Annotated in this window: 11 protein-coding genes and 2 tRNA genes; all 13 read left to right on the plus strand. The window is 59.7% G+C overall.

Annotated elements, in window-relative coordinates; all coding sequences use genetic code 11:
- Nucleotides 1-215 precede the first annotated feature (215 nt).
- The 13 genes from folP (at nucleotide 216) to pnp (ending at nucleotide 13,640) form a co-directional block, all read left to right on the plus strand.
- Entirely contained in the window at nucleotides 216-1,091 is an 876-nt protein-coding gene (folP, locus tag IE111_RS04685) for a dihydropteroate synthase (protein WP_189607344.1), read from the plus strand.
- The gene (gene glmM / locus IE111_RS04690) at nucleotides 1,088-2,437 is read left to right on the plus strand and encodes a phosphoglucosamine mutase (RefSeq protein WP_189607345.1); all 1,350 of its coding nucleotides are present in this window, start codon (nucleotides 1,088-1,090) and stop codon (nucleotides 2,435-2,437) included. The genes folP and glmM overlap by 4 nt, the downstream gene beginning before the upstream one ends.
- A 122-nt stretch (nucleotides 2,438-2,559) precedes the next feature.
- A complete protein-coding gene (gene tpiA, locus IE111_RS04695; protein ID WP_189607346.1) occupies nucleotides 2,560-3,315 on the plus strand; it encodes a triose-phosphate isomerase in 756 nt (251 codons plus the stop codon).
- A gap of 5 nt (nucleotides 3,316-3,320) precedes the next feature.
- A complete protein-coding gene (secG, locus tag IE111_RS04700; RefSeq protein WP_229805218.1) occupies nucleotides 3,321-3,680 on the plus strand; it encodes a preprotein translocase subunit SecG in 360 nt (119 codons plus the stop codon).
- 7 nt (nucleotides 3,681-3,687) lie between these two features.
- A tRNA-Leu gene (locus IE111_RS04705) sits at nucleotides 3,688-3,774 on the plus strand.
- 284 nt (nucleotides 3,775-4,058) lie between these two features.
- Nucleotides 4,059-4,135, plus strand: a tRNA-Met gene (locus tag IE111_RS04715).
- 365 nt (nucleotides 4,136-4,500) lie between these two features.
- Nucleotides 4,501-4,962 (plus strand): ribosome maturation factor RimP, encoded by a 462-nt coding sequence (rimP, locus tag IE111_RS04720; RefSeq protein ID WP_189607347.1) that lies wholly within the window; start codon nucleotides 4,501-4,503, stop codon nucleotides 4,960-4,962.
- Between the two features lie 82 nt (nucleotides 4,963-5,044).
- On the plus strand, nucleotides 5,045-6,538 hold the full coding sequence (gene nusA / locus IE111_RS04725; RefSeq protein WP_189607348.1) for a transcription termination factor NusA: 1,494 nt from the start codon (nucleotides 5,045-5,047) through the stop codon (nucleotides 6,536-6,538).
- Between the two features lie 19 nt (nucleotides 6,539-6,557).
- Nucleotides 6,558-9,170, plus strand: coding sequence for a translation initiation factor IF-2 (infB, locus tag IE111_RS04730; RefSeq protein ID WP_189607349.1), 2,613 nt, complete (start codon nucleotides 6,558-6,560; stop codon nucleotides 9,168-9,170).
- A gap of 218 nt (nucleotides 9,171-9,388) precedes the next feature.
- Nucleotides 9,389-9,784, plus strand: coding sequence for a 30S ribosome-binding factor RbfA (gene rbfA / locus IE111_RS04735; RefSeq protein WP_189607350.1), 396 nt, complete (start codon nucleotides 9,389-9,391; stop codon nucleotides 9,782-9,784).
- An 88-nt stretch (nucleotides 9,785-9,872) separates the two neighbouring features.
- Entirely contained in the window at nucleotides 9,873-10,802 is a 930-nt protein-coding gene (gene truB, locus IE111_RS04740; RefSeq protein ID WP_189607351.1) for a tRNA pseudouridine(55) synthase TruB, read from the plus strand.
- 136 nt (nucleotides 10,803-10,938) lie between these two features.
- Nucleotides 10,939-11,208 (plus strand): 30S ribosomal protein S15, encoded by a 270-nt coding sequence (gene rpsO / locus IE111_RS04745; RefSeq protein WP_189607352.1) that lies wholly within the window; start codon nucleotides 10,939-10,941, stop codon nucleotides 11,206-11,208.
- A gap of 287 nt (nucleotides 11,209-11,495) precedes the next feature.
- Entirely contained in the window at nucleotides 11,496-13,640 is a 2,145-nt protein-coding gene (gene pnp, locus IE111_RS04750; protein WP_189607623.1) for a polyribonucleotide nucleotidyltransferase, read from the plus strand.
- The last annotated feature ends 254 nt before the right edge of the window (nucleotides 13,641-13,894 follow it).

The following is a 13,894-nucleotide window of genomic DNA, read 5'->3' on the forward strand; positions in this document are numbered from 1 at the left end:
CGCCAAGGCGCCGTTTTTTATTTGTAGTCCAGGAGGTTAAATCCGTACCCGTTGGCGGGTATGCTCTTCCGGGGACCGCTGTAAACCCGTCCATGGGCGCTTAACTTCGGCCCGGGCTGGCGCTCCAGTCCTGCCTCAGATGTCCCCTCCAGAGCATACCCGCCAACGGGCACTACCGTCGGCAGCGCGCGAATTCTTAAAGGAGTCTCTCCAACATGACCGACCTTTCAAAATGGCCATGCGGCAATCAGACTTTGAACCTGACCGAAACCCAGGTAATGGGCGTGTTGAACGTAACGCCGGACAGTTTTTCGGACGGTGGTCATTTCATTGGTCATGATCAGGCCTTACGGCATGCAACTGAGATGGTCGATCAGGGCGCGGCGATCATCGATATCGGTGGGGAGAGTACGCGGCCGGGAGCGACGCCGGTGAGTGTGCAGGAGGAGTTGGATCGGGTGATCCCGGTGATCGAGGCGCTGGCCGGTCGGGTGGATGCGGTGTTGTCGGTGGATACCAGCACGCCCGAGGTGATGCGTGAGGCGGCTCGGGCCGGGGTACATCTGTTGAACGATGTTCGTGCCTTATCCCGCGACGGGGCTCTCGAGGCAGCGGCCGGACTGGGCCTGCCGGTGTGTTTGATGCACATGCAGGGTCAGCCGGGGACGATGCAGTTGAATCCGCAATATGGCGATGTGGTCGGTGAGGTGCTGCGCTATCTGGGCGATCGCATTGCGGCCTGCGAGGCGGCGGGTATGAAACGTCAACAACTTTTGGTTGACCCCGGGTTTGGCTTTGGAAAGACGGTGGGTCACAATTTGCGGCTTCTTAATGAGTTGGACCGTCTGCAGTCCCTGGGGTGTCCGATACTGGTCGGCATGTCGCGCAAGAGTATGATCGGCGATGTGCTGGGCAAACCGGTGGACCAGCGACTCTACGGCAGTCTGGCGGTGGCCGTGGCCGCCGCGATGAAGGGCGCGGCCATTGTGCGGGTGCACGATGTGGCCGAGACGGTCGACGCCATCACCATGATCAACGCGATGAGACAGTCGGGTCAGGACCCGGCCGTCAACGGAGAACCCAAAGCGTGACCAAGGATAAACAGTATTTCGGAACCGACGGCATCCGCGGACGGGTGGGCGACGGTGTCATTACCCCTGAATTCATTCTCAAGCTCGGCTGGGCGGCCGGTCGGGTCTTTTCCAATGGAACCAAGGGCAAGATCCTGATTGGCAAGGATACGCGCATATCCGGCTACATGTTCGAATCCGCGCTGGAGGCGGGTTTGTCGGCGGCCGGATGCGATACGTTGATTGTCGGCCCGATGCCGACTCCGGCCATCGCCTATCTGACCCGGGCGTTCCATGCCGACGCCGGCATCGTGATTTCGGCCTCGCACAACCCCTTTTATGACAATGGCATCAAATTCTTCTCGGAGAACGGGACCAAATTGCCCGACGAGCTGGAATTGGCCATTGAAGCCGAGCTCGAAAAAACACTGACCACGGCCGAGAGCGACCGATTGGGCAAGGCCCAGCGCATCGATGACGCCGGTGGGCGGTATGTGGAATTCTGCAAGAGCACCTCGGGTTATCTGGACCTCGAGGGCATGAAGATTGTTCTCGATTGCGCGCACGGCGCGACCTACGACGTGGCTCCCAAGGTGTTCCGCGAATTGGGTGCCCAGGTGATCTCCATCGGCACTCGGCCCGACGGGCTCAACATCAATGAGGAGGTGGGGTCGACCCACCCGGCGGCGTTGCAGCGGGCTGTATTGGAGCAAAAAGCCGATCTGGGCATCGCGTTCGACGGCGACGGCGACCGCGTCCTGATGGTCGACAACGAGGGTGAGCTGGTCGATGGCGATGAACTGCTGTTTATCCTCGCGACCCATCTCAAACAGCAGGGTTTGCTGAATGGTGACGGCATCGTCGGCACCCTGATGACCAACCTCGGGCTGGAAGTGGCCCTCAAGAAGGAAGGCATCGACCTGGTTCGGGCCAAGGTGGGCGACCGTTACGTAATGGAGCAGTTAAATGAGCGCGACTGGATCCTCGGCGGGGAAAGCTCCGGCCACCTGGTCTGCAAGCATGTGACCACGACAGGTGACGGTATCGTTTCGGCCCTGCAGGTTCTGAGCGGTCTGCGCAGCGCCGATCAAACACTGGCCCAGGCGAAATCGGGCATGCGCAAATTCCCGCAGGTGATGATTAACGTCCGGATGCCGGTCAAGATGGACGTCATGTCACTGGCCTCGGTGGCCGATGCCGTTACCGAAGCTGAACGGGTGCTCGGCGATGCCGGCCGGGTGTTGCTGCGTCCTTCCGGTACCGAACCGGTGGTGCGGGTTATGGTCGAAGGTGAGGATGTCGGCCTGGTTAAACGTACCTGCAATGAGTTGGCGGACCAGGTCGAGGAGGCCGTCAGTCAGGCCTGAATCGGTCCGGATTCGCTAACCTGTTGTTTTAAAACCACTCTTTTTACTCAATTGATGCAAAACGCGGTTGCCCGGGCGCACGAAAGACAGTACACTCTGCGCCCGCTTTAAGGAGGTCAGCGATGCGACGCAAACTGGTAGCAGCGAACTGGAAAATGAATGGGGACAAGGCGACTGTAGAGAGTCTGTTGTCCGAATTCGTCCAGAATGTCGACGGCCAGTCGATCGATGCGGTCGTATTTCCTCCGGCACTGTATGTTGGCCAGGTTGCGGACAAGCTGGCCGGTTCGGGTATCGAATTCGGGACCCAGAACGTGCATCACGCCGATAAGGGCGCCTTCACCGGCGAACTGTCGTTGTCGATGGTGAAAGAGTTCGGGTGCCGTTATGTATTGGTTGGGCACTCCGAGCGCCGTGAGCTGTTCGGCGAAGACGATGCGTTGGTGGCCGACAAGGTCGCCGCCGCGCTTGCCGCGGACGTAACACCGATGTTGTGCGTCGGCGAAACGCTGGAGCAGCGCGAGCAAGGCGTTACCGAAAAGGTCGTGGGCGGTCAGATTCAAGCCGTTCTGGACAAGGTCGGGATCGCGGCGTTCGAGCGTATCGTGATCGCGTATGAGCCGGTCTGGGCCATCGGTACCGGCAAGACGGCCACTCCGGAGCAGGCTCAGGAAGTGCATGCGTTTATTCGCAAGCAACTGGCCGGTTCGGATGAAAGCGTCGCCCGGAAGTGTCGTCTGCTCTATGGTGGCAGCGTCAAGGCGGCCAACGCGCAAGAATTGTTCAAGCAGCCTGATATCGACGGTGGGCTGGTCGGCGGCGCCTCTCTGCTGGCCGATGAGTTCATCGCCATTTGCCAGGCCGCGAAAGAGGCGTAACGCATATGATGGTTGAGAATTTAGTACTGGTGGTGCACGTGGTGTTGGCCGTAGCCCTGGTGGGCTTCGTGTTGATCCAGCGCGGCAAGGGCGCCGATGCCGGCGCCTCGTTCGGCGGTGGTGCATCCCAGACCGTTTTCGGTAGCGGTGGTAGCGGTAATTTTCTGACCCGCACCACGGCTATCCTGGCGACCGGTTTCTTCCTGACAAGCTTTGGGCTGGCCTATGTGGCCAAGCAAAAAGCCGAAGGTCTGGATGATCTCGGTCTGGACATCCCTGCGGCGGAGCAGACCACCGAATCGCAGGAAGTCCCGGCTGGGGAAGAAAGCAGTGGCAGCAGTGTCACTGAAATCCCCGCCGAGTAACGCTTTTGCCGACGTGGTGGAATTGGTAGACACGCCATCTTGAGGGGGTGGTGGGCTTTAGCCCGTGCTAGTTCGAGTCTAGTCGTCGGCACCAATACAAAGGCCTGTTCATCAGGCCTTTTCTTTTTATGCGGAGACCGCATATCGGGCACGGATTGCCCGGTCTTGGTTTCGGCCCTTGAAAGTCCGGCGCTGCATCCCTATAATGCGCGCCGCCTGACGCGGTTTATGCGCGTTTGGAAAGAGTTTGTTGCGGGGTGGAGCAGTCTGGTAGCTCGTTGGGCTCCCCACCCCGAAAGAGCCGAAGGGAGTCACCGACCTTCGGCTTATGAGCCCGACCACGGAGAGTGGCTAGGGTATTCGGTGGCAAAGGTTTAGTGCGGGGTGGAGCAGTCTGGTAGCTCGTCGGGCTCATAACCCGAAGGTCGTTGGTTCGAATCCAGCCCCCGCTACCAATTGTATCGGCGATCACTGGGAGTGACGCCCGGCGTTGAGACCACGGGTACGACGCCTGGTCTACGGACCATACGGAAGCCAGAGGGCCTTCCGTCGCAGAGAGCGGTCCGTGTGACCCGTTTTTGGAGCCCCTCATTGAAGGGGCTTTTTTGTACATGGAGGTCTTTACTTCGCGAAGCGCGGGCGTTCCGACGCCTTGGGGTGCAAGCGAATGTGTACATGGAGGTACTGTCGAGATCAGATTGCACGATTGATCTGGGCCTGCGGAGCCAGCGGAAGGTGTTGGTTCCAAAGTTGCCCTTTTTTTGTCTTTGAAAAAAGTGAGGCCATCGGCGCAGCGCCGTGGCCCAATTAGAGGTAATAGATGGCGAAAGTCGATGAACTCAAGGTATTGCTGGATCCCGTGGTAACGGGTCTGGGCTATGTGTTCTGGGGGGTGGAATATGCTTCTCAGGGCAAACACAGCACCTTGCGGGTGTTCATCGACCATGAAGACGGCATCAATGTTGACCAGTGTGCCGAGGTCAGCCATCAGATCAGCGCCGTCATGGACGTTGAAGATCCGATCGCCCAGAACTATACGCTGGAAGTCTCCTCCCCCGGCATGGACCGTCCCCTGTTTACCCTGGAACAGTACGCCGCCTACATCGGCGAGTGGGTCAATGTCCGGCTGCGCGCACCCTTCGAAGGCCGTCGCAAATTCAAGGGGGTGTTGACCGCCATCGAGGATCAGGATGTTTGCGTCACCGTCGACGGGACCGATTACCTGCTGCCGATCGAAAGCATCGAGAAAGCGAACCTGATTCCCAATTTCGACAAAAAATAAGTGCGGCGCAACCGCATACAGAACATAGCGATTCAACCGAAAGGAAAGCCCGGTACAGTCCGGCAAACGAGAGGCTGAGACGATGAGCAAAGAAATTCTCCTGGTCGTGGACGCGGTAGCGAACGAAAAGGGTGTGTCCCGCGAGGTCATCTTTGACGCCATGGAGCTCGCACTGGCCGCGGCCGCCAAGAAGCGTTTCGACGAGGAAGGCGAGGCGGATATTCATGTGGTCATCGACCGCAAGACCGGCGAGTACGAGACCTTTCGCCGCTGGACCGTTCGGGACAACGAAGCTGTGCCGACCCTGGGATCCGAGTGGACACTGGAAGAGGCGCACGAAGTCGACAAATCGCTGCAACCGGGCGATATCTACGAAGAAAAGATCGAAAACGCCGGTTTTGGTCGCATCAGCGCCCAGGCCGCGAAACAGATCATCGTGCAGAAAGTGCGCGAAGCCGAGCGCGCCAAGATCGTCGAGCAATACCGTGAACGCGTCGGTGAAATGGTGCTGGGGACCGTCAAGAAGGTCACCCGTGACAACATCATCGTCGATCTGGGAAATAACGCCGAAGCCGTGTTGCCGCGCGAGGAAGTGATCGGGCGCGAAACCTTCCGCATCGGCGATCGGATGCGGGCGGTTCTGCAAGGCGTACGCGCCGAAGGCCGTGGACCGCAGCTGGTTCTCAGCCGAGCCAGCAACGAGATGTTGATTGAGCTGTTCCGCATCGAGGTGCCGGAGATCCAGGAAGAAGTGATCGAGATTCGCGGTTGCGCCCGGGACCCGGGTTCACGCGCCAAAATCGCCGTGAAGACCAACGACGGTCGTATCGACCCGGTCGGGGCCTGCGTCGGTATGCGCGGTTCCCGTGTGCAAGCGGTGTCCAACGAACTGAACAACGAACGGGTCGACATCATCCTGTGGGACGATAACCCGGCACAATTGGTGATTAACGCCATGGCGCCGGCCGAAGTGGCATCCATCGTCATGGACGAGGACACCCACACCATGGATGTGGCGGTCGCGTCCGACAATCTGGCCATCGCCATCGGCCGCAACGGCCAGAACGTTCGGCTGGCCAGTGACCTGACGGGCTGGACCATCAACGTGATGACCGAAGAGGAAGCCGGCGAGAAGCAGGAAGAGGAAGCCGGTCAACTGGTTCGTTACTTCGAAGAGAAGCTGGATGTCGATGAAGACATCGCGGCCGTACTGGTCGAGGAAGGCTTCACCACTCTGGAAGAAGTGGCCTATGTGCCGCTGGAGGAAATGCTAGGCATTGAAGGCTTTGACGAGGATATGGTCCAGGAGCTGCGTCAACGCGCCAAGGACGTACTCCTGACGCTCGAATTGGCGAGCGAAGAGCAACTGGACTCCGCCGAACCCAGTGAGGATTTGCTCAATATGGACGGCATGGACGACCACCTGGCCCGTGTCCTGGCCAGCAAAGGTATCAGTACGATGGAAGATTTGGCGGAACAGAGTATCGATGACCTGATGGACATCGATGATATGGACGAGGAACGTGCCGGTCAGTTGATTATGGCAGCACGGGCGCCTTGGTTTGAGAACGAGTAATCACGGGTAGGAGGAATCCATGGCAGAAGTCACCGTTAAACAACTGGCGGAAAGCGTTGGTACACCCGTTGATCGTTTATTGAAACAGATGAGCGATGCTGGTCTGCCGCATAAAGCCGAAAGCGATGCGGTCAGTGACGACCAGAAACAGACCCTGTTGACGTACCTGAAGACCAGTCACGGCGAAAACAGCGGGTCACCCAAAAAGATCACCCTGAAACGCAAAGTCACCACCCAATTGAAAACCGGTGGTGGCGGGCGCGGCAAGACCGTCAGCATCGAGGTGCGCAAAAAGCGCACCTATGTGAAGCGCGATGCGGCCGAGGGCGCCGAAGCACCCAGCCAGGCCGAGCCGACACCGGCGGCCGATTCCATTGCCAGCCGTCGTGCCGAAGAGGACGCCAAGCTGGAAGCGGCTCGCCAACGCGACGCCGAGGAAAAGGCCCGTGAGGAAGCGGCACGTAAGGAAACGGCTGAGAAAGAAGCCGCCGAGCCTGCCGCTGCGGAAAAGAAAGCCAAACCGGAAGCCAAGAAAGCCAAGGCCGAGCCGGAAGAGGTTGATCCGAAACTCGCGGTTGCCGAAGCCGAAGCCAAGATGGCCAAGGAAGACCGCACCAGCGACAAGAAGAAGCACAAGACCGAAAAACCGATCCGTGTCGATGATGGCCCCGCAGCCGATGCCCGCAAGGCCGGTCACAAGAAGGGTGGCAAGCGAGCCGAAGTGGCTCAGCGCAGCGCAACCGGTCGTGGTGGCAACAAGCATCAGCAAATGTTGTCGGCGTTGAACGAAGGCGAAGGCTTCGGCCGCCGTCGTCGTCCGAAGAAAGGCCACGGCAAGAAGCGCGATCACCAGTTCGAACGTCCGACCGCACCGGTCGTACGCGAAGTGCAACTGGGCGAGGCGATCACTGTGTCCGACCTGGCTCAACAGATGTCGGTCAAGGCCGCCGAAGTGGTCAAGATCCTGTTCAAGATGGGTGTCATGGTCACCGTGAACCAGAGCATCGATCAGGACACCGCCATTCTGGTCATCGAGGAAATGGGTCACAAGTACACCATCGTCAACGAGAATGCGATGGAAGACGATGTGATGGAAGTGACCTACGAAGGTGAAGAGTCTCCGCGTGCGCCGGTCGTCACCGTCATGGGTCACGTCGACCACGGTAAGACCAGTCTGCTGGATCACATTCGCCGCACCCGGGTCACCGCCGGCGAGTCCGGTGGTATTACCCAGCATATCGGTGCCTACCACGTGGAAACCGGCAAGGGGATGATTACCTTCCTCGATACACCGGGCCACGAAGCGTTCACCGCCATGCGCGCCCGCGGTGCCCAGGCGACGGACGTGGTTATTCTGGTTGTGGCGGCCGACGACGGTGTCATGCCGCAAACCGAAGAAGCCATTCAGCACGCCAAGGCGGCCGGTGTTCCGATCATCGTGGCCATCAACAAGATGGACAAGGAAGGTGCCGACCCGGATCGTGTGATCAACGAACTGGCGCAGCGGGAAGTTATTCCCGAAGACTGGGGCGGTGACACCCAATTCGTCAAGGTGTCCGCACACAGCGGTTTGGGCATCGATGAGCTGCTGGACGGTGTCCTGCTGCAGTCCGAAATGCTCGAATTGAAGGCTCACTACGAAGGCCCGGGCAAGGGTGTCGTGGTCGAATCGAGTCTGGACAAGGGTCGCGGCGCTGTCGCCACTGTTCTGGTCCAGTCCGGTCGTTTGAGCAAAGGCGATGTGGTTCTGGCCGGACACTTCTACGGCAAGGTTCGGGCCCTGCTGGATGAAACCGGCAAGCAGGTCGAGCATGCTGGCCCATCCATTCCGGTCGAGATCCTCGGCCTGAACGGCACTCCGGATGCCGGTGACGAGTTTGTTGTCGTCGATAGCGAACGGGATGCCCGTGAAGTCGCCGAAATGCGCAGCGAACGCAGCAAGGAGTCCATGCAGGCTCAGCAACAGGCGGCCAAGCTGGATGCTTTGTTCCAGGGCATGGGTTCCGATGAACAGAAGAACCTCAATGTCGTCGTCAAGGCCGACGTTCGCGGTTCACTGGAAGCCATCAACGCCTCCCTGCAGAAATTGAGCACGGATGAGGTGAAGGTCAACATCGTCGCCAGCGGCGTGGGTGCGATCTCCGAGTCCGACGCGAACCTGGCGATCACCGCCGGCGCTGTGGTCTTCGGTTTCAACGTCCGTGCCACCGGCAAGGCGCGTCAGGTTATCGAACAGGCCGGCCTTGATCTGCGTTACTACAACGTGATCTACGACCTGATCGACGACGTCAAGGCGGCGATGAGCGGCTTGTTGTCACCGGATCTGCGTGAGGAAATCGTCGGTCTGGCCGAAGTGCGCGATGTCTTCAATTCACCCAAGTTCGGTCAGGTGGCCGGGTGTATGGTGATCGAGGGCACGGTGTACCGGAACAAGAAGATCCGCGTATTGCGTGATGAAGTGGTGATCTACGAAGGCGAACTCGAATCGCTGCGGCGCTATAAGGACGATGTCCAGGACGTGCGGCAGGGTATGGAGTGCGGCATCGGCGTCAAGAACTACAATGACGTCAAGGCCGGCGACAAGATCGAGGTCTTCGACGTGAAGGAAGTGGCTCGCAGCATCGACGATTGATGTCGTTGAGTGCCTGGGTCGGGGTGGGGGCCATTGGGGCCGCCCACCAGCGTAGGTCGGATTAGCGCAGCGTAATCCGACAATCCAGACGGTGGCGATGATTTTCGACGTTGTCACGGGTGGGTGTCGGATTACGGCCTTCGGCCTAATCCGACCTACAGTTCCCACAAAACCCGATTTCCAACAACCTCCCCAAAGCCAGAAACGAGAGGCCCACCATGGCCAAAGAAAACAGCCGTATTCGCCGCATCGCGGACCAGATTCAACGTGACCTGTCCGTATTGATCCAGCAGGAGGTCAAAGACCCGCGTCTGGGAATGGTGACCATCAATGCGGTGAAGGTGAGTCGTGATTTGTCCTACGCGGATGTCTACTTCACCTGCATGGTCTTCGGCGACGATGCGGATGCGGAGCAGGCCCGGCGTGAGCAGGAGAAACTGTTGAACAAAGCGTCGGGTTTCCTGCGGTCGATGCTGGCGCAGGCGTTGAAGTTGCGGGTGATGCCGCAGTTACGATTCCACTACGATGAAGTGATCGAATCCGGGGCGCGTCTGAGCGGCCTGATCGATGAGGCGTTGCGTCAGGACAAGTCCCGTCATCGTGGTGACGAGTGACTGCGCGATTGTGAAGTATCCACCGGCCGACCGTCTTTCGGCCGGTGTTCCCTCCTTGTGTTGAACTCCCCGGTTTTGGATTTCCCCGATGGCTAGACGAAAAAAAGGACGTCCGATCAACGGTATTGTGTTGGTGGATAAGCCGGCGGGCTGGTCGTCCAATGCGGTGCTGCAGAAAGTGCGATGGTTGTTCCAGGCTCAAAAGGCGGGCCATACCGGTGCGCTGGACCCCTTGGCGACCGGTTTGTTGCCCGTGTGTCTGGGGGAGGCGACCAAGTTCACGCGGTTTCTGTTGGATGCGGACAAAGCCTATTTGACGACAGCCCGGCTCGGCATACGGACCGAAACGCTGGACGCCGAAGGCGAGGTGACGGATACCGCGCCTGTACCGGCCCTGGATGCCGCGACGATCGAACAGCTGCTCGCCGAGCGCTTTACTGGCGACATCGAACAGGTTCCGCCCATGTATTCGGCGCTGAAACGGGACGGTAAGAAGCTTTACGAGCTGGCTCGCGAAGGCAAGGCGGTGGAGCTTGAGCCTCGGCCGGTAACCATCCACGCCTTGTCGCTGGAGCGACTGGGCACCGATGAACTGGATCTGGCGGTGGCCTGCAGCAAGGGAACCTATATTCGCACTCTGGTCGACGACATCGGTCAGGCACTCGGCTGCGGGGCTCATGTCTCCGCGTTGCGTCGAACCCGGCACGGTCACTTCTCGCTTGAGGGCGCCATTTCACTCGATGCCCTGATCGAGCAGGGGGAAAGCGAGGGCTGTGAAGCGCTCGACCGGCATCTGTTGTCGATGGACGATCTGCTGGTCGAACTGCCAGTGGTGGAGCTGACCGAAGGCCAGTCGCGACGTTTCAGCCACGGTAACGCGGTCGATCGTATCCCGCCGATGGACGCGGGCCAGGTGCGCGTTCGGGACGGCGTTAGCGGTCGTTTTCTGGGCGTGGGTGCGATCACCGCCGATGCCGTTCTGCAGCCGGTACGGGTTGTGGCCGACGCCGGCCATTGACGGGTTTGTTCGCGCCGGGCCTTCATGTATAATGCGCGCGGCTTCGGGCCGTTCGGGCCCGATTGCTGGAATGCCACTGTTAATGTGCACGGTGGTCACTCCTTTATTGAATGCACATTCGTGGAGTTATTCGCCCATGGCACTCACAGTCGAGCAAAAAGCTGAAATCGTAAAAGAGTTCGGTACCAACGAAACCGATACCGGCTCTCCGGAAGTGCAGGTTGCCCTGCTGACCCGCAACATCGAAGGTCTGCAAGGCCACTTCAAAGCCAACGCCAAGGATCACCATTCCCGTCGGGGCCTGATCCGCATGGTTAACCAGCGCCGCAAACTGCTGGATTACCTGAAGCGTAAAGACGTTTCGCGTTACGCCAGCCTGATCAAGCGTTTGGGTCTGCGTCGCTAAGCGGACGATTTCCAGCAAGGGCTCCCAACGGGAGCCCTTGTTGTTTTCGCACTGTGAAAACCGGCTTGAAACTCCCCATCCACCGGCTAGTGTAGTGGTCGGTTGGTAGACCAACATATGGACAACCGTGAACAACGATATCTTCCCCGGGTCAGGGCCTTGCCCGCCTGTGGAGCTTCTATCCATGCATCTCCCCACGCGTCTCCGCCGAGGGGTGCATCGATAGAAGCATCGTTGGGATCGGTGTCCTCTCAAAGGCAAAGAAAGAGGAGACTCACGTGAGTCATTTGAACCCGATTACCAAGCAATTCGAATTCGGCGGCAAGACCGTCACACTGGAAACCGGTCGCGTCGCCCGTCAGGCCACCGGTGCCGTTTTGTGTTCCATCGACGACATCCAGGTACTGGCCACCGTTGTCGCGGCCAAGGAACCCAAGCCCGGCCAGCCCTTCTTCCCGCTGTCCGTTCACTACCAGGAAAAGTACTACGCCGCCGGCAAGATCCCGGGGGGTTACCTGAAGCGTGAAGGCCGTCCGTCTGAGAAGGAAACCCTGACCTCCCGTCTGATCGACCGCCCGATCCGTCCGCTGTTCCCGAAAGGGTTCATGAACGAAGTGCAGGTCATCCTGAACGTCATTTCCGCCAACAAGACGGACGATCCGGACATCGCCGCCATGATTGCCACTTCGGCCGCGCTGTCCATCTCCGGCATTCCGTTCGCGGGCCCGATCGGCGCTGCCCGCGTTGGCTACACCGACGCCGAAGGCTATGTGCTGAACCCGACGTTCGAGCAACTGAAAGATTCCCGTCTGAACATGGTCGTCGCCGGTACCAAGGACGCCGTCCTGATGGTTGAATCCGAAGCCGACGAACTGTCCGAAGACCAGATGCTGGGCGGTGTTCTGTACGCGCACCAGGAATTCCAGTGCGCCGTCGACGCCATCAACGACTTCACCGTCGAAGCCGGCAAGCCCAAATGGGACTTCCAGCCCGAGCCGGAAAACACGGCCCTGATCGAACAGGTCAGCAGCCAGTTCGGCGCCAAGATCGCCGAGGCGTACCAGATCTCCGACAAGATGGAGCGCTACAACGCCCTGTCCACCCTGCGTGACGAAGCCGTCGCCGCTCTGGCGGGCGAAGAGGAAGGCCAGCCGGAAGCCGGTGAAGTGGAAGGCATCTTCGCCAAAATCGAAAAGAAACTGGTGCGCGAGCGCATCGTCAAGGGCGAGCCTCGCATCGACGGTCGCGACAACAAGACCGTCCGCCCGATCAGCGTTGAAGTCGGTGTCCTGCCCAGCGCACACGGTTCCGCCCTGTTCACCCGCGGCGAAACCCAGGCACTGGTCACCACCACCCTGGGAACCCTGCGCGACGGCAAGATGGAAGATTCCCTGCAGGGCAACTACACCGACCACTTCATGTTCCACTACAACTTCCCGCCGTTCAGTGTCGGTGAAGCCGGTCGCATCGGCGCCGTCGGCCGTCGTGAAATCGGTCACGGCCGCCTGGCCAAGCGCGGTGTCCTCGCCCTGATGCCGAACCACGACGACTTCCCGTACACGACTCGGGTCGTCTCCGAGATCACCGAGTCCAACGGCTCGTCCTCCATGGCCTCCGTCTGTGGCGCCTCTCTGGCCCTGATGGACGCCGGTGTCCCCGTCAAGCGCCCGGTCGCCGGCATCGCCATGGGTCTGGTCAAGGACGGCGAGCAGTTCGCCGTACTGACCGACATCCTCGGCGACGAAGACCACCTCGGCGACATGGACTTCAAAGTGGCTGGTACCGACACCGGTGTCACCGCCTTGCAGATGGACATCAAGATCGAAGGCATCACCGAACAGATCATGGAAATCGCCCTGGAACAGGCGCACGCCGCCCGTACCCACATTCTGGGTGAAATGAACCAGGTCATCTCCCAGTCGCGCGCCGAACTGTCCGACAACGCGCCGACCATGGAAACCATGAAGATCGACACCGACAAGATCCGCGACGTCATCGGCAAGGGCGGCGCCACCATCCGCTCCATCGTCGAAGAGACCGGTTCCGAAGTCGACATCTCCGACGACGGCACCGTTCGCCTCTACGCCCCGGATGCCAAAGCCGCCCAGGCCGCCAAGGACAAGATCCTCGCCCTCACCACCGAACCCGAGCCCGGCTCGGTCTACAAAGGCAAGGTCGTCCGCATCGCCGACTTCGGCGCATTCGTCCAGTTCCTGCCCGGCAAAGACGGCCTGGTCCACATCTCCCAGATCGCCGACCGCCGCATCGCCAAGGTGACTGACGAACTGGCCGAAGGCGACGACGTGGTCGTCAAGATCCTCGACGTCGACAACCGGGGCCGTGTGAAACTCTCCATCCGCGAAGTCACGGACGAAGAGAAAGCCTCCTTCGACCCTGAAATCGTCGACGACGAAAGCCCGGAAGACCTGTAAAACCCGGCTTCCACCTTACACGCTCAAAATAGAGTGTGAGAAACAAAACCCCGGCCAGTCCGGGGTTTTTTGTTGCTGGAAGGCTGAGAACGGCTAAAAAGACTAGCGGTGGAGGCCCCTTATGCTTATTCGGGGATATCTGAGGCAGGATGCCGAAGCTAAGCCCCCATGGACGGGTTTACGGCGGCCCCGAATAAGCATAAGGGGTCACCACCGCGGGTTTTGCCACGGAACCCAACCGTTCCACTGACATG

Source organism: Saccharospirillum salsuginis, assembly GCF_014651855.1.
Lineage (GTDB): Bacteria > Pseudomonadota > Gammaproteobacteria > Pseudomonadales > Natronospirillaceae > Saccharospirillum > Saccharospirillum salsuginis.

Coding starts and splice junctions, on each gene's coding strand:
- folP (WP_189607344.1), top strand. CDS start 216: ATGACCGACCTTTCAAAATGGCCATGCGGCAATCAGACTTTGAACCTG.
- tpiA (WP_189607346.1), top strand. CDS start 2,560: ATGCGACGCAAACTGGTAGCAGCGAACTGGAAAATGAATGGGGACAAG.
- secG (WP_229805218.1), top strand. CDS start 3,321: ATGATGGTTGAGAATTTAGTACTGGTGGTGCACGTGGTGTTGGCCGTA.
- rimP (WP_189607347.1), top strand. CDS start 4,501: ATGGCGAAAGTCGATGAACTCAAGGTATTGCTGGATCCCGTGGTAACG.
- nusA (WP_189607348.1), top strand. CDS start 5,045: ATGAGCAAAGAAATTCTCCTGGTCGTGGACGCGGTAGCGAACGAAAAG.
- infB (WP_189607349.1), top strand. CDS start 6,558: ATGGCAGAAGTCACCGTTAAACAACTGGCGGAAAGCGTTGGTACACCC.
- rbfA (WP_189607350.1), top strand. CDS start 9,389: ATGGCCAAAGAAAACAGCCGTATTCGCCGCATCGCGGACCAGATTCAA.
- truB (WP_189607351.1), top strand. CDS start 9,873: ATGGCTAGACGAAAAAAAGGACGTCCGATCAACGGTATTGTGTTGGTG.
- rpsO (WP_189607352.1), top strand. CDS start 10,939: ATGGCACTCACAGTCGAGCAAAAAGCTGAAATCGTAAAAGAGTTCGGT.